The sequence below is a fragment of the Microbacterium sp. Yaish 1 genome (genome assembly GCF_002245215.1).
Classification (GTDB): domain Bacteria; phylum Actinomycetota; class Actinomycetes; order Actinomycetales; family Microbacteriaceae; genus Microbacterium.
In genome coordinates this window covers 287,376-313,933 of record NZ_NPMR01000002.1, presented here as the reverse complement: position 1 = coordinate 313,933, position 26,558 = coordinate 287,376, and the positions used below count along the sequence as shown (strand labels likewise).

25 protein-coding genes, 1 tRNA gene and 1 pseudogene are annotated in these 26,558 nt (G+C 69.1%); 20 read left to right on the top strand and 7 right to left on the bottom strand.

Translation table 11 applies throughout. The annotated features are described in order from the left end of the window. Positions 1-55 precede the first annotated feature (55 nt). Complete coding sequence (gene leuA, locus CI089_RS10505) at positions 56-1,816, top strand: 2-isopropylmalate synthase (RefSeq protein ID WP_094261544.1); 1,761 nt, start codon at positions 56-58, stop codon at positions 1,814-1,816. 97 nt (positions 1,817-1,913) lie between these two features. Here leuA and CI089_RS10500 read toward each other — a convergent pair whose 3' ends face one another. Next, on the bottom strand, positions 1,914-2,660 hold the full coding sequence (locus tag CI089_RS10500; RefSeq protein ID WP_373441596.1) for a 3'-5' exonuclease: 747 nt from the start codon (positions 2,658-2,660) through the stop codon (positions 1,914-1,916). Positions 2,661-2,726: 66 nt separating this feature from the next. On the opposite strand from CI089_RS10500, the gene CI089_RS10495 reads away from it, so the two are divergent. Continuing rightward, a complete protein-coding gene (locus CI089_RS10495; protein WP_094261542.1) occupies positions 2,727-3,626 on the top strand; it encodes an alpha/beta fold hydrolase in 900 nt (299 codons plus the stop codon). On the opposite strand, the gene CI089_RS10490 is transcribed toward CI089_RS10495, so the two are convergent. Further along, positions 3,586-4,146, bottom strand: a complete 561-nt coding sequence (locus CI089_RS10490; protein ID WP_094261541.1) for a CGNR zinc finger domain-containing protein — start codon at positions 4,144-4,146, stop codon at positions 3,586-3,588. The two genes, CI089_RS10495 and CI089_RS10490, sit on opposite strands and share 41 nt — an antisense overlap. A gap of 74 nt (positions 4,147-4,220) precedes the next feature. Between CI089_RS10490 and CI089_RS10485 the strand changes: the two genes are divergently transcribed. Next, a complete protein-coding gene (locus CI089_RS10485) occupies positions 4,221-5,228 on the top strand; it encodes a DMT family transporter (protein WP_094261540.1) in 1,008 nt (335 codons plus the stop codon). On the opposite strand, the gene CI089_RS10480 is transcribed toward CI089_RS10485, so the two are convergent. The 3 genes from CI089_RS10480 to CI089_RS10470 form a co-directional block, all read right to left on the bottom strand. Continuing rightward, complete coding sequence (locus CI089_RS10480; RefSeq protein ID WP_094261539.1) at positions 5,194-5,664, bottom strand: Lrp/AsnC family transcriptional regulator; 471 nt, start codon at positions 5,662-5,664, stop codon at positions 5,194-5,196. The two genes, CI089_RS10485 and CI089_RS10480, sit on opposite strands and share 35 nt — an antisense overlap. A 78-nt stretch (positions 5,665-5,742) precedes the next feature. Further along, a complete protein-coding gene (locus CI089_RS10475; RefSeq protein ID WP_094261538.1) occupies positions 5,743-6,345 on the bottom strand; it encodes a histidine phosphatase family protein in 603 nt (200 codons plus the stop codon). 37 nt (positions 6,346-6,382) lie between these two features. After that, complete coding sequence (locus tag CI089_RS10470) at positions 6,383-7,231, bottom strand: Sir2 family NAD-dependent protein deacetylase (protein WP_094261537.1); 849 nt, start codon at positions 7,229-7,231, stop codon at positions 6,383-6,385. A 55-nt stretch (positions 7,232-7,286) separates the two neighbouring features. On the opposite strand from CI089_RS10470, the gene CI089_RS10465 reads away from it, so the two are divergent. From CI089_RS10465 to CI089_RS10450, 4 genes and pseudogenes are all read left to right on the top strand, one after another. Then, complete coding sequence (locus tag CI089_RS10465) at positions 7,287-8,087, top strand: TrmH family RNA methyltransferase (RefSeq protein ID WP_094261536.1); 801 nt, start codon at positions 7,287-7,289, stop codon at positions 8,085-8,087. Positions 8,088-8,158: 71 nt separating this feature from the next. After that, the gene (locus tag CI089_RS10460) at positions 8,159-9,148 is read left to right on the top strand and encodes a ParA family protein (protein ID WP_094261535.1); all 990 of its coding nucleotides are present in this window, start codon (positions 8,159-8,161) and stop codon (positions 9,146-9,148) included. A 6-nt stretch (positions 9,149-9,154) separates the two neighbouring features. After that, on the top strand, positions 9,155-10,072 hold the full coding sequence (locus tag CI089_RS10455; protein ID WP_143738985.1) for a PIN domain-containing protein: 918 nt from the start codon (positions 9,155-9,157) through the stop codon (positions 10,070-10,072). Positions 10,073-10,112: 40 nt separating this feature from the next. After that, a pseudogene (locus tag CI089_RS10450) lies at positions 10,113-10,520 on the top strand (TrmH family RNA methyltransferase); the annotation flags it as partial. Here the strand turns inward: CI089_RS10450 and CI089_RS10445 are convergent. Then, a complete protein-coding gene (locus tag CI089_RS10445) occupies positions 10,521-11,366 on the bottom strand; it encodes an SGNH/GDSL hydrolase family protein (protein WP_023950711.1) in 846 nt (281 codons plus the stop codon). 77 nt (positions 11,367-11,443) lie between these two features. Between CI089_RS10445 and CI089_RS10440 the strand changes: the two genes are divergently transcribed. The 4 genes from CI089_RS10440 to CI089_RS10425 all read left to right on the top strand — a co-directional run bounded on the left by CI089_RS10440 (position 11,444) and on the right by CI089_RS10425 (position 15,681). Next, entirely contained in the window at positions 11,444-13,285 is a 1,842-nt protein-coding gene (locus tag CI089_RS10440) for a DEAD/DEAH box helicase (RefSeq protein ID WP_373441607.1), read from the top strand. Positions 13,286-13,381: 96 nt separating this feature from the next. Then, a tRNA-Leu gene (locus tag CI089_RS10435) sits at positions 13,382-13,466 on the top strand. 72 nt (positions 13,467-13,538) lie between these two features. Beyond that, positions 13,539-14,837 carry a M20/M25/M40 family metallo-hydrolase gene (locus CI089_RS10430; RefSeq protein ID WP_094261532.1) on the top strand — a complete coding sequence of 433 codons (1,299 nt, stop codon included), beginning with the start codon at positions 13,539-13,541 and terminating at the stop codon, positions 14,835-14,837. Positions 14,838-14,847: 10 nt separating this feature from the next. Beyond that, positions 14,848-15,681, top strand: a complete 834-nt coding sequence (locus CI089_RS10425) for an undecaprenyl-diphosphate phosphatase (protein ID WP_094261531.1) — start codon at positions 14,848-14,850, stop codon at positions 15,679-15,681. Positions 15,682-15,708: 27 nt separating this feature from the next. On the opposite strand, the gene CI089_RS10420 is transcribed toward CI089_RS10425, so the two are convergent. Continuing rightward, on the bottom strand, positions 15,709-16,575 hold the full coding sequence (locus tag CI089_RS10420; RefSeq protein WP_094261530.1) for a PAC2 family protein: 867 nt from the start codon (positions 16,573-16,575) through the stop codon (positions 15,709-15,711). A gap of 122 nt (positions 16,576-16,697) precedes the next feature. Here CI089_RS10420 and CI089_RS10415 point away from each other — a divergent pair, with 122 nt between their 5' ends. The 9 genes from CI089_RS10415 to lnt all read left to right on the top strand — a co-directional run bounded on the left by CI089_RS10415 (position 16,698) and on the right by lnt (position 26,547). Then, positions 16,698-17,378: an HAD family hydrolase gene (locus CI089_RS10415; protein ID WP_094262450.1), complete on the top strand. Its 681-nt coding sequence runs from the start codon at positions 16,698-16,700 to the stop codon at positions 17,376-17,378. Beyond that, complete coding sequence (locus CI089_RS10410) at positions 17,375-18,385, top strand: tRNA (adenine-N1)-methyltransferase (protein WP_094261529.1); 1,011 nt, start codon at positions 17,375-17,377, stop codon at positions 18,383-18,385. The genes CI089_RS10415 and CI089_RS10410 overlap by 4 nt, the downstream gene beginning before the upstream one ends. Before the next feature lie 9 nt (positions 18,386-18,394). Next, positions 18,395-19,357, top strand: coding sequence for an FKBP-type peptidyl-prolyl cis-trans isomerase (locus tag CI089_RS10405; protein ID WP_094261528.1), 963 nt, complete (start codon positions 18,395-18,397; stop codon positions 19,355-19,357). 35 nt (positions 19,358-19,392) lie between these two features. Next, positions 19,393-20,394, top strand: coding sequence for a helix-turn-helix transcriptional regulator (locus CI089_RS10400; protein ID WP_094261527.1), 1,002 nt, complete (start codon positions 19,393-19,395; stop codon positions 20,392-20,394). Further along, positions 20,391-21,350, top strand: coding sequence for a helix-turn-helix transcriptional regulator (locus CI089_RS10395; protein WP_094261526.1), 960 nt, complete (start codon positions 20,391-20,393; stop codon positions 21,348-21,350). The genes CI089_RS10400 and CI089_RS10395 overlap by 4 nt, the downstream gene beginning before the upstream one ends. A 61-nt stretch (positions 21,351-21,411) precedes the next feature. After that, on the top strand, positions 21,412-21,660 hold the full coding sequence (locus tag CI089_RS10390) for a twin-arginine translocase TatA/TatE family subunit (protein ID WP_179223311.1): 249 nt from the start codon (positions 21,412-21,414) through the stop codon (positions 21,658-21,660). A 66-nt stretch (positions 21,661-21,726) separates the two neighbouring features. Further along, positions 21,727-22,506 carry a twin-arginine translocase subunit TatC gene (gene tatC / locus CI089_RS10385; protein ID WP_094261525.1) on the top strand — a complete coding sequence of 260 codons (780 nt, stop codon included), beginning with the start codon at positions 21,727-21,729 and terminating at the stop codon, positions 22,504-22,506. Next, a complete protein-coding gene (locus CI089_RS10380) occupies positions 22,503-24,977 on the top strand; it encodes a DEAD/DEAH box helicase (RefSeq protein WP_094261524.1) in 2,475 nt (824 codons plus the stop codon). The genes tatC and CI089_RS10380 overlap by 4 nt, the downstream gene beginning before the upstream one ends. After that, a complete protein-coding gene (gene lnt, locus CI089_RS10375; protein ID WP_094262448.1) occupies positions 24,937-26,547 on the top strand; it encodes an apolipoprotein N-acyltransferase in 1,611 nt (536 codons plus the stop codon). The genes CI089_RS10380 and lnt overlap by 41 nt, the downstream gene beginning before the upstream one ends. Positions 26,548-26,558 lie beyond the last annotated feature (11 nt).

The following is a 26,558-nucleotide window of genomic DNA, read 5'->3' as shown; positions in this document are numbered from 1 at the left end:
CGTCGCGGAGCTTCGCGTTGGCCCGCCACACCCGAAGAGGAAGAGCGAGACGACCATGGAGAACAACCAGAAGCCTTCGGGCATGCCGATCCACAAGTACCGGCCGTTCCACGAGCAGATCCGCGTCGATCTGCCCGACCGCACCTGGCCCGCGAAGCGCATCGAGACGGCGCCCCGCTGGTGCGCGGTCGACCTGCGCGATGGCAACCAGGCGCTGATCGATCCGATGAGTCCCGAGCGCAAGCGCGTGATGTTCGAGCTGCTCGTGAAGATGGGCTACAAGGAGATCGAGGTCGGGTTCCCGAGCGCCAGCCAGACCGACTTCGACTTCGTGCGCCAGTTGATCGAGGACGACCTGATTCCCGACGACGTGACGATCCAGGTGCTGACGCAGGCCCGCGAGCACCTCATCAAGCGCACGTACGAAGCGATCGCCGGCGCGAAGCAGGCGATCGTCCACCTGTACAACTCGACGAGCATCCTGCAGCGCGAGGTCGTCTTCCGCACCGACCGCCAGGGCATCATCGACATCGCCCTCGAGGGCGCCCGCCTGTGCCGGCAGTACGAGCGGACCATCCCCGAGACGGCGGTCTACTACGAGTACTCGCCCGAGAGCTACACGGGTACCGAGCTCGAGTTCGCCGTCGACGTCTGCAACCAGGTCATCGAGATCTTCGAGCCGACGCCCGACCGCAAGGTGATCATCAACCTGCCTGCGACCGTCGAGATGGCTACGCCGAACGTGTACGCCGACTCGATCGAGTGGATGAGCCGTCACCTCGCGCATCGCGAGAACATCGTGCTCTCGCTGCATCCGCACAACGACCGTGGCACGGCGATCGCCGCCGCGGAGCTCGGCTACATGGCCGGCGCCGACCGCATCGAGGGCTGCCTGTTCGGCAACGGGGAGCGCACCGGCAACGTCGACCTCGTCGCGCTGGGCATCAACCTGTTCACGCAGGGCATCGACCCGCAGATCGACTTCAGCGACGTCGACGGCATCAAGCGCACGGTCGAATACTGCAACCAGCTGCCCGTGCCCGAGCGGAGCCCCTGGGCCGGAGACCTCGTCTTCACCGCGTTCAGCGGCTCGCACCAGGACGCCATCAAGAAGGGCTTCGAGGCGATGGCCGCGCGCGCGGCCGCCGACGGCGTCTCGGTCGACGAGATCGAATGGGCGGTGCCGTACCTGCCCGTCGATCCCAAGGACCTCGGGCGTTCGTACGAAGCGGTGATCCGGGTGAACTCGCAGTCGGGCAAGGGTGGCGTCGCCTACCTGCTCAAGACCGACCACGCGCTGGATCTGCCGCGCAAGCTGCAGATCGAGTTCTCGGGAGTCGTGCAGGAGAAGACGGATGCCGAGGGCGGCGAGGTCACGAGCGAGCAGATCTGGTCGATCTTCACCGACGAGTACCTGCCCGCATCGGCCGACGACGACAAGTGGGGCCGGTTCGAGCTGCTGGGCACCCGCACCCAGAGCGACATGTCGGGCGACGTCCGGCTCGATGTCACGCTGCGCGACGGCGATGAGCACGACGAGGTGTCGGGTGTCGGCAACGGCCCGATCGCGGCGTTCCTCGCGGTGCTGCGCGACCGCGGCTTCGACATCTCGCTCTACGACTACGTCGAGCACACGCTGAGCTCGGGCGGCGACGCTCAGGCGGCGGCCTATGTCGAGCTGCAGGTCGACGACCAGCGCCTCTGGGGCGTCGGTATCGACGGCGACATCTCGACGGCGAGCCTCAAGGCCGTCGTATCGTGCGTCAACCGCGCGATCCGGACCCGCGAGCGCTCGTCAGAGCTGACCGCGGTCTGAGGACCGTCGCCCACGGCGCGGGGGCGGTCTCGCTGGTCGGGGCCGCCCCCGCGCCGATGTCGCCGGCGCGCGCGTCGCGCCTCCGGACGCCGGCTGATCAGCGGATGGGCCACGACCCGTCGACGTCGGCGTCGATCCGCCCGATGCTGACGAAGTACTCGGTGAGGCTCTCAGCCTGAGCCCGTGCCCAGCCGACCTGGCGCGTGTGCAGTTCCGCGGCGGTCGACGGCAGGCCATCGGCGAACCGCTCGGCGAGGATCTGCGCGACGCGCCCCGCAGCGATCGCATCTGCAGAAGCCTCGTGCGCCCCGGTGAGCGTGACGGCGTAGTGCTCGGCGACCACCGAGAGGGTGCGCTTCCCGCGGCGGTAGCGGTCATACCGCTTGTCGATGACGAGCGGGTCGATGACGGGGGAGGGCGAGAGGATCGGACCGATCCCGTAGCGCAGGGCCTCGTACTTCAGCATCGAGAAATCGAACGGCGCGTTGTACGCCACCACCGGGATGCCGGCGTCGAACAGGCCGCGCAGGGCTGCGACGACCTCCGCGACCACGTCCGACGCGGGCCGTCCGTGTCGGCGAGCGTGCTCGGTGGTGATGCCGTGGATCGCCGCAGCACCATCGGGGATGTCGACTCCTGGATCTGCCAGCCAGCTGTCGGCGCGCACCGGTGTTCCGTCGGCGTCGAGGACGCCCACGTGCGCTGTGACGATGCGATCGACGGTGACGTCGACGCCCGTCGTCTCGAGGTCGAAGACCCCGACCACCTGGCACCACTCGGGTGCCGCGCAGGGCCATAGGTCGAGTTCGGGCGTAGCGACGACGAGGGGGCGATCCGGCTCCACGGAATCGAGGCTACGACTCAGGTCGGACACGCAGGATCCGACGCGCCGCCTCCGTAGACTCGACGGGTGCCGACCGTCTCTCCGTACGACTCCCTGCTCGCACGCATCCCGGTGCGCCGCCTCGAGACCGAGGTCCTCGGCGGGACGACCGCGTACTGGGTCTACGGACGCGACGACGCCCCCCAGACGCTCGTGGCCGTGCACGGATTCCGGGGGGAGCACCACGGTCTGGAGCCGGTCGTCGCGCATCTCGGTGACGTGCGCGTCATCATGCCCGACCTGCCGGGATTCGGCGAGACCGCCCCGATACCGGGACGCGAACACGACCTCGAGACATACGCCGACTGGCTCACCGCCTTCGTGGCCGCCGTCGCTCCCGGCGCGGTGGTCGTCGGCCACTCGTTCGGCTCCATCGTCTCCTCCGCTGCGGTGGCGGGCGGGCTCCCGACCCCCCGGCTGATCCTCATCAACCCCATCGGCGCGCCCGCGCTCGAAGGACCGCGCGGAATCTTCACGCGCCTCGCCGTCTGGTACTACGACGTCGGGGCGCGCATCCCGCGGCGGGCGGGCGAGGCGCTGCTGCGCAACCGGCTGATCGTCCGGGTGATGAGCCTCGCGATGGTCAAGACGCGCGACCGGACGCTGCGCCGGTTCGTCCACGACCAGCACGACACCTACTTCTCGAGCTTCGCCGATCGCGACGTGCTCCGCGACGCGTTCGTGACGTCGGTCTCCCATGACGTCCGCGCGTTCGCTCCGCGCATCCCGCAGCCGACACTGCTCATCGCCGCCGTTCAGGACGACATCACCCCGATCGCGGCCGAGCGCCGGCTGCGCGAGCTGTTCCCCGCGGCCGAACTCGTCGAGATCGACGGTGTGGGGCATCTCATCCATTACGAGAAGCCCCGCGAGGCCGCCGCGGCCATCAAGCGGTTTCTCGCGCCTTCCGACGACGGTACGCGTTGACGTTCATGCGGTTGCCGCAGTTGCCCGTGTCGCAGTAGCGCTTCGAGCCGTTCTTCGAGAAGTCGACGTAGACCGCGGCGCAGTCGTCGGCGGAGCAGATCCGCACGCGGTCGTAAGCGTCGGCCCGGATGACGTCGACGAAAGCCATACCGGCTTCCACGAGCACGCGCGTCGCCAGCGGGGCGTCGTCCGGAGTGGCATGGATATGCCAGTCGTATCCGTCGTGGATCACCAGCTGAGGTTGAGCGTGGCCGTCTCGCAGCATCGCGTTGACATGGGGCACGGCGGAGTCACGGTCGAGCTCCCAGAGCTCGCGGAGGCGTGACCGGATGCCGCGCATCGCCTGCAGTTCGGCGTCGTCGCGCACGATCCCGCCGGTGAAGGCGAACTCGGTGAGGAAGGCATCCAGATCGTCCCCGTCGGTGAGCGTGTCGGCGGCGTCTGCGCTCGTGAGCGGGAGCGTGTTGACCAGCGCAGCCGTCGCGCGCAGCGACAATTCCGTGTCATGGATGAAGACCACGTTGACTCCTGACGATAGCGAGCATTACTGTCACGAGTGTAGATAACTTTCACCCCTGACCATCGAGGCTGCCGATGACGAACCCCACCGCGCCCCTGCCCATCATCGCAGGCGCACCGGAGCCCCTGCCCGCCGGCGCCCCCGGCAGGCGGACCGCGGGCATGGCCATGGCCGTCGCCTCCGCGCTCGCCTTCTCGTCGAGCGGTCCGCTCGTGAAGCCGTTGCTCGAGAACGGCTGGTCATTGGGCGCCGCGCTGTTCATCCGGATCGGCGTCGCAGCCCTCGTGCTGTCGCCGTTCCTGATCCGCGCGATCGCTCGAGAACGGCACTTCTTGCGTCGGCACGGGCTGGCATTGATCGCTTTCGGTGCGATGCCCGTCGTCGGCTGCCAGCTGTTCTACTTCTCGGCCATGCAGCGGATGCCGGTCGCCGTCGCCCTCCTCATCCAATACCTCGCGCCCGTGCTCCTGGTGATCTGGGTCTGGCTGACCACCCGCCGCCGGCCGTCGCCGACGGTGATCGCCGGCTCCGTCGTCGCCATGGCGGGGCTGGTGCTGGTCGTCGACATCGCCGGAGCACGTTTCGACTTCTGGGGGACGCTCCTCGCTCTCGGCGCGGCCCTCTGCACGTGCGTCTACTTCGTCATGGCCGAGCGCACCGGCGACACGCTGCCGCCCCTCGTCCTGGCCGCCGGCGGCATGGTGGTCGCGAGCGCGATCATCGGCACCTTCCTCCTCACCGGATTCCTGCCCTTCGCGACGAACGCCGTGCTCGCAGACGTGGTCGGGATGCAACTGCCGCCCCTCGTCGTCCTGCTCTGGGTGGGCGCCGCGACCGGAACGGCCTACGCCCTGGGTGTCTCCGCGGTGCCGCGCACGGGATCGCGCCTGGCCTCGTTCATCGGCCTCTCGGAGGTGCTGTTCGCACTCGGCTTCGCGTGGCTGCTCCTGGCGGAGGCGCCCGCGCCGGTCCAGTTCGTCGGCGGCGCGCTCATCCTCGTCGGTGTGGTCCTCGTCCGACTCGACGCAGACCGCGCCACGGCAGCCGTCAGACCGCGCGCCCCTCAGCGAGCAACGGCTTGACCCGGTGCGGGATCACGTCGTCCATGATGAGCGAGGTCTCCGTGCGCTCGACCCCGTCGATGGCGAGGATGCGCGCGTCGACGGCGAACAGGTGCTGCGTGTCGCGCGCGACCACACGGACCATCAGGTCGACCTGACCGCTCAGCCCCTGGGCCTGCAGCACCTCGGGGATGGTCGCGAGCTCGCGCGCGATACGCGGGAGGTCGGGTTGACGGAGCACGACGCTGATGAGCGCCTCGATCGGGAAGCCGAGGGCACGCATCGAGATCGACCGCTCGTAGGACAGGAAGACCCCCGACTGCTCCAGCCGTGCCATCCTCGCCTGCACCGTGTTGCGTGACATCCGCAGGCGCTCGGCGAGGGCGACCACGGTGGCCCGGGGGTCGTCGGCGAGAGCTTCGAGCAACGCGAGGTCGACGCGGTCGTGCATGGTCATGATGCTGGACGATACACCGCTCGGAGCCCCACTCATGAGCATGACCTCTTGCGGAACGTGGAGGGGGTGGCCGCGGGGTCAGATCGGCGCGAGCGCGGGGGAGTCGATGAGGCGCAGGCGCTCGCGCTCCATAACGAACGTGTGCGCCGAGCCGTTGGCGAGCCGGACTCCCTGCAACGGGAACTCCTCCGCGGTCGCATGACGGATGACCTCGCGGATGAGCGCGCCGTGGGCGACGACGATCAGCGGCACCGCGGTCGGCGCCGTGTCGGCACGTGCATCCCGGACGGCCCGCTCGAGCCCGCGCAGCGCCCGCTGCCGGACCACCGGCCACGGCTCCGCATTCGGCACGTCGGCCACGGCCCATTCGCCCCAGCGGGCATGGAACTCCTCGACCCCGACGCCCTCGGCATCCCCGTAGCCGCGCTCTCGCAACTCGGGATAGGTGCGCGGCGGCGCGGCGCCCAGACCGTCCGCGATGATCCGCGCCGTCTCGGCTGCTCGCGACAGGTCGCTCGAGGCCACGACCGCATCGCCGGCGATCGACTCCCGCAGGGCGACGGCGACGGCACGGGCTTGCTCACGGCCCGTGTCGTTGAGCGGGATGTCGGTGGAGCCCTGGATCCGGCGTTCGCGGTTCCAATCGGTCTCGCCGTGGCGCACGAGGGTCAGAATGGTCACCTCTCGACCCTACGCTGACGGCCGTCCGGCCTCGACCTCACCGCCGGGACGGCAGCGCGTCGGCGAAGACACGCAGGACACGGCTCGTGCCGTCATCGATCTTGACGGTCGCTTTGGGGTCGGAGCGCGTCGCCCCTCGGTTGACGATGACCACCGGGAGCTTGCGTCGGCGTGCGCGCTCGACGAGCCGGACGCCGGAGTTGACCACCAACGACGACCCGGCGACGATCAGCGCCTCGCTCGTGCGCACGAGCTGCTCGGCCTCCGCGAACTTCTCCCGCGGCACGAACTCGCCGAAGAAGACGACATCCGGCTTCAGCATGCCGTCGCAGACCGTGCACGTGGGCACGATGAAACCGTCACTCGTCGCGGGCAGGACGTCGCCGTCGGGACCGAGCTCGACGTTCTCGGGAACCGTGATCCACGGGTTGTCCCGCTCCACGCGCTCGGCGAGATCGCGCCGGTCGAAGACCTGACCGCAGTGCAGGCAGAACACGCGTCGCATCGTTCCGTGCAGTTCGACCACCCGACTGCTTCCGGCCCGCAGATGCAGACCGTCGACGTTCTGCGTGATGACGCCCGTGACGACGCCGGATCGCTCGAGATCGGCCAGCGCCGCATGACCGTCGTTCGGTCGCGCCGCCGCGAAGGCCTGCCAGCCCAGGTGGCTGCCCACCCAGTACCGCCGACGCGCGTCAGCGCTCGCGAGGAACTGCTGCGCCGTCATGGGCGTCCGCACCGGCGCTCCGGCGCCGCGGTAGTCCGGGATGCCCGAGTCGGTCGACACGCCGGCTCCGGTGAGCACCGCGATGCGACGGCCCGCGAGTACCTGCAGGGCGTTCTCGATCTCGTCGCCCGCGGGCGTCTCGAGGTCGGGTTTCGTCACAGTCCCACTCTACGAGCGTCCGCGCATCGCCCGGGCGACATGCCAGGGTGGGAGGGTGCCCGTGATCCGCATCGACGACGCCTCCGACCCCCGCCTCTCTGACTACCGCGACCTGACCGACGTCGCGCTGCGCCGGGTGGTCGAGCCGGCCGGCGGGCTCTACATCGCCGAGTCGGCCAAGGTCATCGCGCGAGCCCACGCGGCCGGACACCGCGCGCGCTCGTTCCTCGTGCAGGAGAAATGGCTTCCCGATGTGACCGGTCTCGCGGGTGACGCGCCCGTCTTCGTCGTCTCCGACGAGGTCGCCGAACAGGTGACCGGCTACGCCGTGCACCGTGGCGCCCTCGCCGCCATGCACCGGCCCGCCGCCGCACCGGTCAGCGACATCGTCGCGGGGGCGCGGCTCGTGCTCGTACTCGAGGACATCGTCGACCACACGAACGTCGGTGCGATCATGCGGAACTGCGCGGCGCTGGGAGCCGACGCAGTCCTGGTCACGCCAAGGTGTGCCGACCCGCTCTATCGTCGGAGCGTGCGTGTGAGTATGGGCACGGTGTTCCAGGTGCCTTGGTCCCGGATGCCTGACCTCGCGGAGGGAGGCGCGGAAGCCTTGAAACATCTGGGGTTCCGGATCGCAGCGTTCGGCTTCCGTGACGGGGCCATCACTCTTGACCAACTCAGCGTGCAACGGGTCGACAAGCTTGCGATAGTGTTCGGCACGGAGGGGCACGGGCTCTCGGCCCGCTCGATGGACCTCGCTGATGACGTGGTGACGATCCCGATGCGCGGCGGAGTGGATTCGCTCAATGTCGCGTCAGCGTCAGCGGTGGCACTGTGGGAGCTAAGGGACCGCTAGGTATCCGACCGCGGTTCGCAGCATGAGCGTTCGAGAGCCAGATATCAAATGCGGAGTGAGGGCAGACAGTCGTGAAGGTCGTTTCATTTTTCAACCACAAGGGCGGGGTTGGGAAGACCACACTTCTCTTCAACGTGGGTGTGGCGCTGGCGGGGCTTGGGCGGCGGGTCCTCTTCGTAGACGCGGATCCGCAGGCGAATCTGACGGGCACTGCTCTCGCGGCGCAGGACTATCAGTCGGCCCTTGACTCAGGGCAGACGATCTATGACGCCCTGCTACCGGTTATCCGTACCACGGGCGAGCCTCTTACCCCCGAGCCGGTACAAATCCGCGAGAGCGCATGGCTTATTCCCGGACACATTCTGCTGAGCGAGTATGAAGAGAGCCTGGCGGGCGGCTGGTCAGATACTCTCGCGGGACGATACCCCGGGTTTCAAAGGACTACGGCGCTCTGGCGCATTATAAATGCGGCCGTGTCTGCTGTGGCGGCCGACGTGGTACTCATCGACGTGGGGCCGAGCGTTGGTGCTCTGAACCGCGTCGTGATCCTGAGTTCGGATGGGTTTGTCGTCCCGCTCTCCCCTGACCTATTTTCGCTAACAGCACTGCCGAGCGTTGGGCGCGCTGTATCGACATGGATAGGAGAATGGCACGCCGCTGTTGCGCAAGCAGAGCGCACGGGAGTTGCGACCCAGATCAGCGGTGGCTTGCCAGCGGGTCGCCCCTCGCCGGTGGGCTACATAAGCCAACAGTTCGCGAGCTATCGAAGTGCCCCCGCGACCGCGTTCAAGCGATGGCTCGAGCAAATCCCAGGGGCCTATGAAAGGGAAGTCGTCGAGCAGTTGCGTGGAGCTGGCGTGACCATTCCTGTTCCCGCCGGGCAGATCGGCACTGTGCGCAACCTATCGAGCCTCGTGCCAATGGCCCAAGAAGCCAATGCAGCCATCTTCGAGTTGTCGGGTGCGGAGGCTCGCGGGGCGCAGTATGTGAGGGCCCGCGATACCCTCGTAGATTTCCGCAGCTTGGCCTCGGAAATCGAGAGCCGGATCGCTCAGGTTTGACGCGGCGTGGGCACTTACCTTGTGTTCGACACGAACGCGCTACCCTCATCTTCCAATTTCACTAGCGCGTTCTGGATGGCGCTTTTCCGTCTTTGTGCTTTGAAGGAAATTCAGCCCGCGATTTCAGAGGTGACCCTGCACGAGGCGTCGAACATGAGACGAGAGGCGGCTAACAGGCACCTGAAGCCATTCTTGGCGGCGCACGCCGAATTGAGTCGTATGACAAGTATCGAGCCTATCTACGCGCCGACGGGGGAGGATGTCGCGGGCGAATTTGAAGATCGGCTGAGGGAATTATTCGAAGTGCTCCCGCTCGATGGTGCGGACGCCGTCGAGGCGTTCAGGAGAGAGGCGCGACGTCTCGCCCCTGCCAGGCTGGGTAAGGGAGGGCGGGACAGTGCCATCTGGTTAACTGTCGCGAAGCTTGCGAACGACGGGAACGAGATCTTCTTCGTAACCGACAACACGAAGGATTTCGGTCACGGAGGGCTCTACACGGAACTTCTTGCTGAAGTTGCAGGAGCGCCTCACCCAATCCAATACCTGTCGGATGCAAATGAGTTCGTCAGCAAGATCGCGACATCGGTCAGTTTGCGTGCATTTGGTGAGGAACAGTTAGCGGCCGCATTTGCGTCCTCCATTCGCTCCGAGGTGATCCGCGCCCTCGAGGCGGACGATTCTCCGGAACACACGGTCGATCGCGCGCTGGCCGCGAACGTTGAAATGAGGGACGTTCGCGCCTCGCAGGGGTATGTCGTCGATGGCCATGGGTTGGCTTTGATCCGCGCTACTACGACACTCGCCGATCCGACTGGCGTGCAATGGTCCACAGCGACGTTGCACGGTTGGCTCGAGTTCGAGGTCGGTACATTCGTCCCGCAGGCGGGAGCAGTCGAGAGGTTGGCGGACTTGACATTCCGGTAAAGCCCGGGGTCCGAGCGTTCTTCTTGAGGAATAGGTGCATAACGCGGGCGCCGCCTTCCGGGCCGCCGCCGGCCTCGGAGCCGATGCGGTTCTCGTGAGCGAGCGTTGCGCCGATCCTCTCTATCGCCGGAGTGTCCGCGTCAGCATGGGGACGGTCTTCCAGGTGCCGTGGACGCGTCTGCCGGCCTGGCCGGAGGCCGCGCCGCTGCTCCGCGAGGCCGGCCTCCACCTCGCGGCCCTCGCCCTCGCGGAGGGCGCCGTCCCGCTCGACGAGTTCGCCGCGGCACGGCCCGATCGGGTAGCGCTTCTCATGGGCACCGAGGGCGACGGGCTGAGCAGACGTGCGCTGGCCGTCGCAGACACTGTCGTCACGATCCCGATGGCCGGGGGAGTGGACTCCCTCAACGTCGCGGCGGCCGCCGCGGTGTCGCTGTGGGCGCTGCGCTGATCAGTCGGCGTCGTCGGCGCGGCGCAGGACGGGCAGCGGTTCGGGCCGCTTGGCGGTGATGTGGTCGCCCGAGGACTGATGCCGGAGCCGGCGCAGGACCCAGGGCATGAGGTACTCGCGAGCCCAGACGAGATCGTTCGCGCGGGCCGCGCGCCACGTGAGGACCGGTGTCGTGTCGGGCTGCATCGGTTGCAGGTCGTTCGGCACGTTGAGCGCCCGCAGCACCATGCGCGCGACCTCGTGGTGACCGAGCGAGTTGTAGTGCAGCCGGTCGTCGTCGAAGAAGCGCATGTCCTGCACCTCCTTCAGCGCCCACTGATCGGCGACGATCGCGTCGTACCGGTCGGCGATCGCCCGGATGTTCTCGTTGTAGATCGCCACGCGGCCGCGGATGCCGCGGAAGACCGGGGTGAAGTTCGTGTCGATGCCGGTGAAGAGCACGAGCGTCGCGCCCGTGGACGACAGGCGCACGACGGCATCCTCGAACTGCTGCGCGACGGCGTCGGGGTCGGACCCCGGCCGGATGACGTCGTTGCCGCCGGCCGAGAACGTGATCAGGTCGGGTTTGAGCTCGAGGGCGGGCTCGATCTGGTCGGCCACGATCTGGCCGATGAGCTTTCCCCGGACCGCGAGATTCGCGTAGGCGAAGTCGGGCACCTGCGAGCTGAGCACCTCTGCCACGCGGTCGGCCCAGCCACGGTGACCGCCGGGACTGCCGGGCTCGGGATCGCCGATCCCCTCGGTGAACGAATCGCCGATCGCGACCATGCGACGCCAGGGATGGGCGGTCTCGTTCGGCACGTAGGGCGTGCGACGCGCGTCCTCGGATGGCTCGTTGTTCCTCATGGCCCCTCCTGAAGCTCGTGCCTGCCACGCTATCTCGTGCCGGGCGATCGTGTGGGTGGGGTCGTTTAAGGTGGTCCATCGTGACAGAGGACCCCCAGGAGCATTTCGGAAGCTTCGCCGCCGAGCACCTGTCACCCTCGTTCCCGCAGCGTGCGCCGTGGGGTACCGCTCAGCGCCTGCGTGCCTGGCAGGCCGAGGCGCTGGACCAGTACTTCGGCGCCGACGGTCCGGAGGGTATCGGGCGCGGACCGCGCGACTTCCTCGCCGCCGCGACCCCCGGCGCCGGTAAGACGACGTTCGCCCTCCGCCTGGCGTCGGAGCTGCTGCGCCGTGACGTGGTCGATCGCATCGTCGTGGTCGCCCCCACCGAGCACCTCAAGACGCAGTGGGCGGATGCCGCCGGTCGAGTCGGCATCCGTCTCGATCCGCGCTTCAGCAACCGCCACGGAATGCCCTCGCGGCAGTACCACGGCGTCGCCGTGACGTACGCGCAGGTCGCGGTCAAGGCATCCGTCCACCAGCGGCTGACGATGGATGCCCGCACCCTGGTCATCCTCGACGAGGTCCATCACGGCGGCGACGCGCTGAGCTGGGGCGACGCGCTGCGCGAGGCCTATGGCCGGGCGACCCGCCGCCTGCTGCTCTCGGGAACGCCGTTCCGCAGCGACACCGCCCCCATCCCGTTCGTGGAGTACCACCCGAACGAGAAGGGCATCCGTCTGTCCAAGACGGACTTCAACTACGGGTACGGGCGCGCCCTCGCCGACGGCGTCGTGCGCCCCGTGCTGTTCCTCGTCTACGCCGGGCACATGAAGTGGCGGACCAAGACCGGCGACGAGTTCGAGGCGCACCTCGGTCAGGACAACACGAAGGACATCACCTCGCAGGCATGGCGCACCGCGCTGAACCCGGAGGGCGACTGGATCCCCGCGGTCCTCAGGTCGGCCGACCGCCGCCTGACCGAGGTGCGCCAGGACGTCCCCGATGCCGGCGGCCTCGTCATCGCGACCGACCAGACGGCCGCACGGGCGTATGCGGAGATCCTCCACCAGATCACCGGCGAGGCCCCGACCGTGGTTCTCTCCGACGACAAGGCCGCGTCGGGCAACATCGAGATCTTCGCGCAGTCGACCACCCGGTGGATGGTCGCGGTGCGCATGGTGTCCGAAGGCGTCGACGTGCCCCGGCTCGCGGTGGGCGTCTACGCGACGTCGTCCTCGACGCCGCTGTTCTTCGCGCAGGCGATCGGGCGCTTCGTGCGAGCGCGTCGCCGCGGTGAGACGGCCAGCGTGTTCCTCCCGAACGTGCCCGTGCTGCTCAACCTCGCCGCCGAGATGGAGCGCCAGCGCGACCATGCGCTCGATCGCGAAGCGGGCGACGACGACGGCCTCGAAGACACGCTGCTCGCGGAAGCCGAGAGCGAAGACAAAGCATCGGACGAGCTCACGCAGGAGTTCAGCTACCAGGCTCTCGGCTCGGTCGCGCACTTCGACCGCGTGCTCTTCGACGGCGCCGAGTTCGGCCAGCTCGCGGTGCCCGGCACGCCCGAGGAGGAGGAGTTCCTCGGCATCCCCGGGCTTCTCGAGCCCGAGCACGTGCACGAGCTGCTCATGCAGCGCCAGTCGCGGCAGACCAAGCACCGCCACAGCCGCGAGGCACGCGAGAAGGCGGCCGGCGCGCCCGGCGAGGGCGCGTCTGCCGCCGAGACCACGCTGCCTGAGCCGCTTCATCGCTCCCTGAAGGAACAGCGGCAGCTGCTCAACAGCCTCGTGGGCCTGTACGCCCGCCAGAGCGGTGAACCGCACGGTCAGATCCACGCGGAACTGCGCCGCGTGTGCGGCGGACCAGCCGTGTCGCACGCGACGGTCGCGCAGCTTCAGGCGCGCATCGCGGTCCTGCGATCCCGAGTGAGATCGTGAGTTCGCCCCCGCGCCACGCCCGGCGTGCCCACGATTCTTCGCCCCGCCCGTGACGTGTTAGTGTTGTTCCTCGGTTGGGAACAACTGAAAAACACTGCGCGGGTGGCGGAATAGGTAGACGCGCTAGCTTGAGGTGCTAGTGCCCGTATAGGGCGTGGGGGTTCAAGTCCCCCCTCGCGCACAGTGAGAGAAGGGCTCCGGAAACGGAGCCCTTCGTCATTTCCGGCGACGGTTCGCGACTACCGTGGAGAGCATGTCCGAGTACGACGATCTGCCCGAGGTCGCCCGCGTCGCGCGGGACCTGATCCGCTTCGACACGACCAACTTCGGCGAAGGGCGCTCGCGCGGCGAACGCGAAGCGGCCGAGTACGTGGGGGCGTATCTCGAGGCCCTCGGACTTCGACCCGAGTACTACGAGCCGATCCCGCGGCGCACGAACGTCTCGGTGCGCATCCCGGGTCGCGACAGCTCGAAGCCCGCTCTCGTCCTGCACGGTCACCTCGACGTCGTGCCGGCGGTGGCGGAGGACTGGAGCGTCGACCCGTTCGAGGGCGTCGTCCGCGACGGGATGCTGTGGGGTCGCGGCGCCGTGGACATGAAAGACATGGACGCCATGATCCTCACGTCCGTGGCCGAGCTCCTGCGCGCGGGGGAGCAGCCCGAGCGCGATCTCGTCGTGACGTTCTTCGCCGACGAGGAGAACGGCGGCGTCGAGGGCTCGCAGCTCGTGGTGCGCGACCGGCCCGAGTGGTTCGCCGGCGCGACCGAAGCGATCAGCGAGGTCGGCGGCTACTCGATCGGCGTCGACGGGCACCGGGCGTACCTGCTGCAGGTCGGTGAGAAGGCCCTCGTCTGGCTGCGGCTCCATGCTGCGGGCAGAGCGGGCCACGGCAGCCGGCTGCATCCCGAGAACGCGATCACGCGCCTCGCGGAGGCCGTCGCCGCCCTGGGCCGCGCTCAGTGGCCGATCGAGCTCACCGACACCACGCGGCGCCTCGTCGCCGACCTCGCCGGTCTCAGCGGACGTGACGCGTCAGACCCCGACGACGTCGCGGGCGCGACGGGCGCGACATCCGCGTTCCTGGCATCGACCTTCCGCACCACGACGAACCCGACCGGCCTGACCGCCGGCTACAAGCACAACGTCATCCCCGATGCCGCTTCCGCCGCGATCGACGTCCGCACCCTCCCCGGACAGGAGGACGCCGTGCTGGCCGAGGTCCAGCGGATCGTCGGTGACGACATCCGCATCGAGATCGTGCACCGCGACATCGGCCTCGAGGTCCCGTTCGCGGGCTCGCTGGTCGACGCGATGGTCGGTGCGCTCGGCCGACACGATCCCGGCGTGCCGGTGCTGCCGTACCTGATGGGCGGCGGCACCGACAACAAGGCGCTGTCCGAACTCGGCATCGCGGGATTCGGCTTCGCGCCGCTGCGCCTCCCGGCCGACATGGACTTCACGGGTATGTTCCACGGTGTCGACGAACGCGTCCCGATCGACGCGCTCGTCTTCGGTCAGCGCGTGCTCACCGATCTCATCCGCACGTACTGAAAGGCCGCTCATGCAGCTCCTCGAAGCCATCATCCTGGGCATCGTCCAGGGCCTGACCGAGTTCCTGCCGATCTCCTCGAGCGCGCACCTGCGCATCGTGGGGGAGTTCCTGCCGTCGGCCCAGGATCCCGGGGCGACCTTCACCGCGATCACCCAGATCGGCACCGAGCTGGCTGTGCTGGTCTACTTCTGGAAGAAGATCACCCGCATCATCGGTCGCTGGTTCCGCTCCTTCAGCGGTTCGGTCCCGCGCGACGACGCCGACGTCCGGCTCGGGTGGATCGTCATCATCGGCACGCTTCCGATCGGCGTGCTCGGGTTCCTCTTCCAGGACGTCATCCGCGACACCTTCCGCAACCTCTGGCTCGTGGCGATCGTGCTCATCGTCTTCGGCCTCATCCTCGGCGCGGCCGATGCCCTCGGGCGTCGTGTCCGGACCGAGAAGGACCTGACGTACGGTCACGGTCTGGCGCTCGGGTTCGCCCAGGCGCTCGCACTCATCCCGGGGGTCTCGCGCTCGGGCGCCACCACGACGATGGGGCTCGCGCTGGGCTACACCCGGCCCGCCGCCGCCGAAGTGGCCTTCCTGCTCGCCGTCCCCGCCGTCTTCGGCAGTGGTCTCTACGAGCTGCTGCAGGCGATCCGCGAGCCGGGCGCTTCGGTGTTCTCGCTCGTCGACACCGCCGTGGCCACCGTCGTGGCGTTCGGAGTCGGGCTCGCCGTGATCGCCTTCCTCATGCAGTACCTCAAGCGCGGCAGCTTCCTGCCCTTCGTGCTCTACCGGGTGGGCCTGGGAGCGCTGCTCATCGTCCTGCTCGCGCTCGGGGTGCTGCAGGCGTACTGAGCCGGCCGGACGGTCGCGGCGCGCGTCTCAGCGATGCGGGCCGCGACCGAGGCCGCGACCGTCGCCGCCGTCGCCCCGGTGCCGCAGGTACTTCTCGAACTCCTGCGCGATGGCGTCACCCGACGCCTCGGGGGAGTCCCACGTGTCACGGGTCTGCTCGAGCTGACGGATGTACTCCGTCATCTCCTCGTCGTCTGCCGCGGCGGCGTCGATCGTCGCCTCCCACGCGAGCGCGTCACCGGGAAGGGAGCCACGGGCGACCTTGGCACCGGTGATGCTCTCGAGCTTGTCGAGGAGCGCGAGGGTCGCCTTGGGTGACGGCGAGTGTCCGGCGACATAATGCGGCACGCTCGCCCACAGCGCCGCGGTGGGGATGCCGGCCTCTTCCGCGGCCGCCGCGATCACAGACAGGATGCCGACGGGCCCCTCGTACGTCGAGCGTTCCAGCCCCAGCGCGGTACGCAGCTCCTCGTTGTCGCTTCCGCTGAAGACGGTGATGGGGCGGGTGTGGGGGACGTCGCTCATCATCGATCCGAGCGCGACCACACCGGTGATGTCCTCGCTCAGCGCGGCATCCACCAGCTCGGCCGCGAACGACTTCCAGGCCCGCGCCGGCTCGGCGCCGCTGAGGACCCACAGGCGCGTCCCTCGCGCCGTCGCGCGCGGACGCCAGATCGTCGCGTCCGGCCACTTCAGGGAGCGGCGGCCATCAGCGTCGGCCTGGATGTGCGGCCGCGTGTACATGTAGTCGAAGTAGAGCTCGGGATCGACCGAGTAGACGGGGTCGTAGGGACGAGACTCGCGCAGCTGCGTCGCCGCCGCGGTCGCGGCCTCGCCGGCGTCGTTCCACCCGTCGAACGCGACCACGAGGACGCGGCGTCCCAGACTGTTCAACCCGTCCTCCGTTCCGAGCCGGCTCGCTCTGCGCGAGCGGGTCTGCTCCACGATACGCCGCGGCCGGCGCGTGCGGGTCGGGCCACGCGGCGTCTCAGCCCTGCGTCGGTAACATGGTGCGGATGACTTCTCGTTCCCCCGCCGCGGTCCTCTGGGACATGGACGGCACGCTCGTCGACACCGAACCGTACTGGATGGCCGCGGAGGGCCCCCTCGTCGAGAGCTTCGGGGGAGTGTGGACCCCCGAACAGGCACTCAGCCTCGTAGGGCTGGGGCTCGAGGACTCCGCACGCATCCTGCAGGATGCCGGCGTCCGCATGCACACGCACGAGATCATCGACCATCTGACCGAGACCGTCTCGGGGCAGCTGCGGGTCAGCGGGACGCCGTTCCGCCCCGGCGCCCGGGAACTGCTCTCGGGGCTCCGGGAAGCCGGCATCAAGACGGCCCTCGTGACGATGTCGATGCGCAGCATGGCCGACACCGTCGTGTCGTCGATCCCGTTCGAGGCCTTCGACGTCGTCGTCGCCGGCGATGAGGCGACGCGCCCCAAGCCCCACCCCGACCCGTACCTGCAGGCGTGCGAGGCACTCGGGGTCGACGTCGCCGACACCGTGGCGATCGAGGATTCCCCCAACGGCCTGCGCTCCGCGGTCGCCTCGGGCGCCGTCGCTCTGGGGGTGCCGCTGATGGTGCCGCTCCACGGGCTCGGGGCACACGCGCTCTGGGACTCGCTCGCGGGACGCTCGGTGTCCGATCTGGCCGACCTGTTCTCCCTCCACCGACTCGGAGCCTCCGCATGACCGACGATCTCCAGCCACGCGGCCCGTTCCGCTACGGCGACCGCGTGCAGTTGACCGGCCCCAAGGGACGGATGCACACGATCACCCTCCGCGAGGGAGGCGAGCTGCACACTCACCACGGCGTCCTGCGGCACGAGGTTCTCGTGGGTCAGCCCGACGGGTCGGTGGCGACCAACAGCGGCGGACACGAGTACCTAGCGCTCCGGCCCCTGCTCCGCGACTTCGTGATGTCGATGCCGCGCGGGGCCGCGATCGTCTATCCGAAGGACGCGGCCCAGATCCTGGCCGCAGCGGACATCTTCCCCGGGGCCACCGTCGTCGAGGCCGGAGTCGGCTCGGGCGCCCTGTCGCTCTGGCTCCTTCGCGCGATCGGCGATCAGGGACGGCTCGTGTCGTTCGAGCGCCGCGGCGAGTTCGCCGAGGTGGCGGAGGCTAACGTCGCGACGTTCACGGGCGGCACCCCCGCGAACTGGTCCATCATCGTCGGGGATCTCGTCGAGAGCCTGCCGAGCGCCGTCGCGCCGGGGACGGTCGACCGCGTGGTCCTCGACATGCTCGCGCCGTGGGAATGCATCGACGTCGTCGCCGACGCGCTGGCGCCGGGCGGCGTGGTGCTCTGCTACGTCGCGACAGCGACCCAGCTCAGCCGCGTGGCCGAGTATCTTCGCGGCACCGGCCTGTTCACCGATCCCGACGCCTCGGAGACGATGATCCGCGGCTGGCACGTGGAGGGTCTGGCCGTGCGCCCCGACCATCGCATGGTCGCCCACACGGGCTTCCTCATCACCGCGCGCCGCCTCGCGCCCGGGGCCATCCCGCCCGACGTGCGGAAGCGCGCACTGAAGAAGCCGTCATACGACGATGCCGACGTGGAGATCTGGACCCCGGGCGCCGTCGGAGACCGTGAGATCACGGACAAGAACCTCCGCAAGCGCGTCCGCGAGGCCCAGCGTGCGGCGCGAAGCTCGCTGTCCACGTCGGACGGGCACGACGACGACTCCGCGTAGACTGGCGCGGTGCGTAGGATCATCGCCGCCGCCGGCGCTCTCTCCCTGACCGTGCTCGCTCTGACGGCCTGTGCGACGCCGTCCTCGGGCCCGGAGTCGTGCACGCGCGACGTGTCCGGGTCCTCGGCGCTCGACCTCATCGACGTCACCGACACTGCAGTCGGCACGAAGCCGGCCGTTGCACTGTCGGCGCCGGTCCACGTCGACGGCCTCGCGGCACGCGACACCATCACGGGAGACGGACGCGCGATCACGAGCGACGCACAGGACGTCGTCTTCGACCTCACCGTCCTCGACGGGTCGACCGGCGCGCCGATCGCGGCGTCCGGCTACACCGGAACGCTGTCCGAGGTGTACCCGCTCGACAGCTGGGAAGCGACCTTCCCGGGCCTCGTCGACGCACTGCACTGCGCGACCGAGGGGTCCCGTGTGGTCATGGCCCTGGGCCCCGACGACGTCACGGCCGACACCCGCGCCCGCTTCGGAATGGCCGAGGATGCGACGACGGTCGTCGTGCTCGACCTTCAGAAGGTCTACCTCGCCGCCGCCGACGGCGCCGAACAGTTCAACGACCGCGCCGGCATGCCCTCGGTCGTGCTGGCCCCCGACGGGCGCCCGGGCATCGTCATCCCCGACAACGACCCGCCCAGCGACCTCGCCGTCGAGGTGCTGAAGAAGGGCGATGGTCCCGAAGTGACCGGCGACGTCCCGGTTCGCGTGCACTACACCGGCGTGACGTGGGCCGACAAGAAGGTCTTCGACAGCACATGGGGCCGCGGCGCCCAGCCCCTCGAGCTCGATAGCACGGTCCCCGGCTTTGCCGACGCGCTCCGCGGTCAGACGGTCGGCTCGCAGATCCTCGTTGTCATCCCGCCCGACCAGGGTTACGGCGACAAGGCGCAGGGCGCGATCCCCGCGGACTCGACGCTCGTCTTCGTCGTCGACATCCTCGGTCTCGACCCCGCGTCCTGAGTCGGCGTCCGGCACGCACGCCTAGAATCGAAGGCATGTCCGTCACGCCCACTCGCGTCCCTCCCGAGGAACGCCTGGTCAACCTCGTCGTCGCGCTCATGGCGACCGAGCAGGGGGTGACGAAGGACACGATCCTGGGGTCCGTGTCGGGTTATCGCGAGCAGGCCGAATCGGGTGCGCGCCGCGAAGCGCTCGAGAAGATGTTCGAACGCGACAAGGAGAACCTCCGCGGCCTCGGCGTCCCGATCGAGACGATCGGCGACTACGCCGACCCGGACGATCTCCGCGAAGCGCGCTACCGCATCCCCCCGACCGAGTACGAGCTGCCCGCCGACATCACCTTCACCCCGGCCGAGCTGGCCGTCCTCACGCTCGCCGGGGGAGTGTGGGGCGAGCACACGCTGTCGGCGGGGGCACGCTCGGGGCTGCGGAAGATCCGGTCGCTCGGGATCGAGGTGGATGAGCCGATCATCGGGTTCGCACCGCGGCTCGACCTGCACGATGCATCGTTCCTGCCCCTGCAGCGCGCGATCGAGCAGGCGCGCGAGGTCGAGTTCGACTACCTGCGTCCCGGTTCCGAACGACCGCGGCGCCGCCGGGTGCGTCCCTTCGCTCTCGTGGAGTACGAGGCCCGCTGGCACCTCTTCGGCTGGGACACCGGCGTCGACGCCGAGCGGACGTTCCTGCTCTCGCGGATCCTCAGCGACGTCGTCGTGACACGGCAGGGGTTCGACGAGACGCTCCGGGCCGGCGCCGGTGAACGGGCTCTGGCGGGTCTTCGCGACGTCGCCCTCCGCCAGATCGCCGCTGTCACGGTGGTACCCGGAACGGAGGCGGAGCTTCGTCTGCGCCGCCGGGCCCGTGCCGGGACGTCGAGCGGGCGGCAGCTGGACGTGCCCTTCGTCGATCTCGAGGTCTTCGCGGACGAACTCGCATCGTACGGGCCCGAGGTGATGGTCCTCGAGCCGGTCGGGCTCCGCGATGCCGTCGTCCAACGGCTGCGCGCGGCGCGCGATCGATCGGCGGTGCCCTCGTGAGCGCTCAGCCCGTCGTGGCCACCGACCGCGCCGCGCTGATCCTCCAGCTCGTCCCGTACCTCATCGCCCAGGGCGAGGTCACCGTGGCGGATGCCGCGCGCGACTTCGACGTCAATCCGCAGCAGATGCGCGCGATGGTGGAGAAGCTCACCGTCATCGGGCTCCCCGGCGAGGGCGGCTTCTGGCAGATGGCGAACGATCTGTTCGACATCGACTGGGACCTCCTCGACCGGGAGGACCGCATCGTCATCACCAACACGGTCGGCCTGGAGCGATCGCCGCGCCTCACCGCGCGCGAAGCCGCGGCGCTGCTGGCCGGACTTCAGCTCGCCGCGGCCGTCCCCGGCGTCGGCGACAGCGGCGTCGTGCAGGGTCTTCTCGCGAAGCTCGCGCGCGGCGCCGGCCAGACCCCCGCCGACGTCATCGTCGCACCCGCGCCCGTCGACGACGTGCGCGAGACGGTCGCACGGGCGCTCCGTGCTCATGTCGCCGTCGCGTTCACTTACACCGCCCCGGACGCTCAGCCCACGACGCGCACCGTGGATCCGGTCAAGGTCACGATCTCGGCGGGGCAGTGGTACCTCCAGGGCTGGTGCCACACCCGCCGGGCCATGCGCACCTTCCACCTCGACCGCGTCACCGCGCCCGCGCTCACCGACATCCCGGCCCTCCACTCGTCCGAGCCGGTGCCCGAGCTGTTCGAGCCGGGCGACGACGAGGTGCTCGCCGAGATCCGGTACCCGGCCCATGCGGCATCCGTGGTCGGCGAGTTCCTCGCCAACGCGCAGGTGCGGGACGAGGGCGCGTCCCGCACGGCGCTCATCCGCGTCGCCGATCCCCGATCACTCAAACGGCTGGTCGCTCGCAGCGGCGGCAGCGTCGAGGTGGTCGCTCCGCCCGAAGCCCGGCGGGCCGCCCACGATTGGGCTCAGGCGGGCCTGGACCAGTACGGCTGACCCGGGCTCCGGCCCAAAGTCCTCGGGTTAGACTGTGCGAAACAATCGATGAGGAGACTCAATGAGCAATCTGTTCGCAGGGCCGCACCTGTGGATCCTACTCATCGTCATCCTGCTGCTCTTCGGTGCCGCGAAGCTGCCGGCGCTGGCGAAGAGCATGGGACAGTCCGCCCGCATCTTCAAGGGCGAGATGAAGGCCATGAAGGAAGACGATGCCGCGGCCGGCACCGCCACCTCGACGACCGCCGACGTCGCGCCCGTCGAGAAGCCCGCGGACCCCCAGAGCGGTCCCGCAGCTCCCACACCGTAGTCCCGCGTGGTGACAGCTGAGCGCACGCGCTCAGGGGCGGAAGGCGCGCCCCGGCGCGACAAGCGCATGTCCCTCGGACAGCACCTGATCGAGCTGCGACGACGCCTGATCATCTCGGCGCTCGCACTCGTGGTGTCGATGGTGGTGTCCTTCTTCCTCACCGACTGGATCATCTGGGCGATGACCGAGCCGATCCGCGTCGTCGCCGAGCAGCGCGGCGACACGGAAGCCGTCAAGCTGATGTACTCCACGATCACCGGGCCGTTCGACATGCGGCTGCGGATCTCGTTCTCGGTCGGCATCATCCTCTCCGCCCCGATCTGGCTCTGGCAGATCTGGGCGTTCCTCATGCCGGGGCTCACGCGCAAAGAGGTCCGATACACGGTCGGCTTCGTCTCCGCCGCTGTTCCGTTGTTCTTCGCGGGCGTCTACACCGGGTGGCTCGTGATGCCCCACATCGTCGAGATCATGGCGACGTTCTCGCCGGAGGCCTCCGCCAACTTCTACGAGGGCAAGTACTACTACGACTTCGTCTTCAAGCTGCTGCTCGTCGTCGGTGTCGCGTTCATCATCCCCGTGTTCCTCGTGGCCCTGAACTTCGCGGGAATCATGAGCGGCAAGGCGATCCTCAAGGGGTGGCGTGTCGCCATCCTCATCGCCGTCATCTTCTCGGGTCTCGCGACGCCGGCCGCCGACATCGTGAGCATGCTGCTGCTGGCCTCGATCCTGACCGTGCTCTACTTCGCCGCTGCCGCGCTCTCGCTCCTCCTCGACCTGCGACGCTCGCGGCGCGCCCCCGAGCTCACCGTCCCCGGCCCGCCTCCGACGACCGACCCGCTGCCGTGAGCGACGCCAGCCCCGCCGAGCGCTTCCTGGCGGCGCAGTCTGCGCGGGCGCACCCGCTGACCACCGCTTTCGCGGACATGCAGCGCTTCGATCTCGACCCGTTCCAGGTCGCCGGGTGCCATGCGCTCGAGGACGGCAGGAGCGTTCTCGTCGCGGCCCCGACGGGCGCCGGCAAGACGATCGTGGGCGAGTTCGCCATGCATCTCGCGATGCTCGAACCCGACACCAAGGCGTTCTACACCACGCCGATGAAGGCGCTGTCGAACCAGAAGTTCCGCGAGCTGGTCGAGGTCTACGGTGAGGACGAGGTCGGTCTTCTCACCGGCGACACGAACATCAACGGCAGTGCGCGCATCGTGGTCATGACCACGGAGGTGCTGCGGAACATGCTCTATGCCGATTCGCCGGCCCTGCGCGGCCTCCGTTATGTCGTCATGGACGAGGTCCACTACCTCGCCGATCGCTTCCGCGGCGCCGTGTGGGAGGAGGTCATCATCCACCTCCACCCCTCGGTACGGATGGTGGCGCTCTCGGCGACCGTCTCGAACGCCGAGGAGTTCGGCGATTGGCTCGACACCGTGCGCGGTGACACCGCGGTCGTGGTCTCGGAGATCCGGCCCGTGCCGCTCGAACAGCACGTCCTGGTGCGCGGCGACCTCCTTCCGCTCTTCGACGATCGCGCGGGCGTCGCGACGGCGCAGGTCAACCGGGAGCTCACGCGGCTTCGTTCGCCCCAGGGCCAGCGTTACGAGAACAACCGCCGCGCGCACGCTTACCGGAGCGGCGGGGGCCGCGAAGCGCATCGCAAGCATCGCGGGGGCACCGCACCGGCTCGTCCATCGGCGCTGCAGCGCCTCGAGCGCATCGATCGTCCCGCTGTCGTCGAGCTGCTCGGCCGGTCGAACCTGCTTCCGGCGATCTTCTTCATCTTCAGCCGCGCCGGGTGCGACGGCGCCGTGCAACAGGTGCGCCGTTCGGGTCTGCGACTCACGACGACCGAGGAGCGGGACGAGATCCGGGCGATCGTCGACCGGCGCACGCGCGCGCTCGCGGAGGAGGACCTCGCCGTCCTGGGGTTCTGGGAATGGCGCGACAACCTCGAGCGCGGCGTCGCGGCCCACCACGCCGGTCTGCTTCCGGCGTTCAAGGAGGTCGTCGAGGAGCTCTTCCAGCGCAAGCTCGTGAAGGCCGTCTTCGCGACGGAGACGCTGGCGCTGGGCATCAACATGCCCGCGCGCACCGTCGTCCTCGAGAAGCTCGAGAAGTTCAACGGCGAAGCGCGCGTGGCGATCACCTCGGGGGAGTACACCCAGCTGACCGGACGCGCGGGACGTCGGGGCATCGACGTCGAGGGGCACGCCGTCATCCAGTGGAGCGAGGGGCTCGACCCGCAGGCGGTCGCCGCGCTGGCATCGCGTCGCACGTATCCGCTCAACTCGAGCTTCCGCCCCACCTACAACATGGCCGTCAATCTCATCGACCGCTTCGGTCGCGACAGGGCCCGCGAGATCCTCGAGTCGTCGTTCGCCCAGTTCCAGGCCGACCGATCGGTCGTCGGCCTCGCGCGCCAGGTCAAGGAGAAGGAGCAGACGCTCGACGGCTACGCCCGCTCCATGACGTGCGAGCGTGGGGACTTCGCGGAGTACTCCGGCATCCGCCGGGAGCTCAGCGACCTCGAGAAGCTCAACCGCAACGACCGGACCGCACCGGCCCGCATCCGTCAGCGACGTCAGGACGAGCTGGCCGGCCTCCGCAAGCGCATGCAGCGCCACCCCTGCCACGACTGCCCGGACCGGGAGCACCATGCCCGGTGGGCGGAACGCTACTGGCGGCTGCGCCGTGACGTGCAGAAGCTGCGGCAGCAGATCGACAGCCGGACCGGAACCGTGGCCCGCGTGTTCGACCGGGTGGTCGACGTCCTGACGGCGCTCGATTACGTCACCGTCGACGCCGACGGAGCCACCACCCTGACGTCGGCGGGCGCAACGATGCGTCGAATCTACGGTGAACGCGACCTCCTCGTGGCCGAGGCCCTCCGCCGGGGCCTGTGGCGCGACCTCGATCCCGCCGGTCTGGCAGCCCTCGCGTGCAGTCTCGTCTACGAGCCGCGCCGCGAGGGCGACGGACCCGGTGAGTACGGGCTTCCGCGAGGCGCCTTCCGCACGGCACTGGCCGAAACGCAGGAGCTCTGGGCGGTCCTCGACGACCTCGAACAGGACCACCGTCTGCCCGGCACCGAGCCGGTGGCCACGGGCCTCGCGAAAGCCATGCATTCGTGGGCACGCGGTGTGATGCTCGACCGTGTCCTGCTCGAGGCCGACATGGCGGCCGGCGACTTCGTGCGCTGGGCGAAGCAGACGATCGATCTCCTCGATCAGCTCTCCCTCGTCGCCGACGCCGATCTGGCGCGGACAGCTCGTGCGGCGCTCGATGCCGTCCGGCGCGGCATCGTCGCATACTCCGGCGTTTAGGCTCGAACACGTGCCCGACTCGTCTCCGGCCGCGGTGCGGCCTCTGATACCGCTGTGGCTGGCACTGGTCGGCGCCGTCGTCGGCGGTGCGGTTCTCGACGCCGCATTCCCCGACATCGGGTGGTGGCCACTGGCGTTCGCCGGTGTCGCGTTCGCTCTCGTCGGGCTGATCGGGCGCTCGACCTGGGGTGCGCTCGCGGTCGGAGCCGTCTTCGGCGCCTCCTTCTACTTCATCCACATCTCGTGGATCACCCGTTATCTCGGCCCCATCCCGTGGTTCGGACTCGCCGGCATCGAGACGATCTTCTTCGCGGTCGGCTCGATCCCCATCGCTCTTGCGTACCGCTGGGTGCCACGTCTGATGCCCGGCGCGGCGGCACGACTGATCGCCCTCCCCGCCCTCGTGGCGGGGCTGTGGACGGCTCGCGAGCTCTTCATGGGGTCGTGGCCCTACACCGGCTTCCCCTGGGGGCGGATCGGGATGAGCCAGTCCGAGAGCCCGCTCGCCCACATCGCGTCATGGACCGGCGTGGCGGGCCTGACGTTCCTCATGGTGTTCGTCACGGCCGCCGTCATCGAGTGGCTGCGACTCGGCAGGCTGCGCGACGTCCGGACAGCGGTCCCCGCGGCCGTCGTGGCGGTCGTGCTCGTCGCTGTGCCCGCCTTCCCGACCACGGATGCCGGGACCTACCGCATCGGGTCGGTCCAGGGAAACGGCCCGGCCGGATACTTCGATTCCCGCGAGGCGTACGGCGTCCTGCGCTCGCAGCTCGCGGCCACGCAGCCGATCATCGACGAGCCCATGGATCTCCTCGTCTGGCCCGAGGGCGGGATCGACGCGGACCCGCTGTCCAACGCGTCCGTCGCCGACACGCTCGACCGACTGTCGGAGCGCATCGACGCGCCGCTGCTGGTCAACGCCGCCACGCAGCGCGGCGACGACATCTACAACACCTCGATGCTCTGGCGGGCCGGCGCCGAGAATCCCGTCGCGATCCACGACAAGTCGCGGCCCGTCCCGATGGGGGAGTACGTCCCCGACCGCTGGTTCTTCGAGCTGATCGTCCCCGACCTCATCGGTCTCATCCAACGCGAGTACACGCCGGGCACGAATCCGCCATTCATGGATGTCGCCGGTGTCGGAGTGGGGCTCGCCATCTGCTTCGATGTTCTCTACGACGACGTCATCTGGTCGGGCGCGCGTGACGGGGCGCAGGTCTACGTCTTCCAGACGAACAACGCCGATTTCCGGGACACCGATGAGAACCTCCAGCAGCTCGCGTTCGCGCGCATGCGCGCGATCGAGACCGGCCGGGCGGTCGTGAACATCTCCACCGTCGGTACGAGCCAGGTCATCGCGCCCGACGGCACGGAGATCGACGGGCTGCCGGCGGGAGAGGCCGGCGCGATGATCACCGACGTGCCGCTGCGCACGGGGCTGACCCCCGCCGTCATCATCGGCGGAGGCGTGCAGGTCGTGCTCGGGTGGGGGAGCGTGCTGGCCCTGATCGCATGCGGAGTCGCCGTCGCGATCGCGAGGCGGCGCTCATCCGACGCATCCCGGACATGAGAATGCCGCCG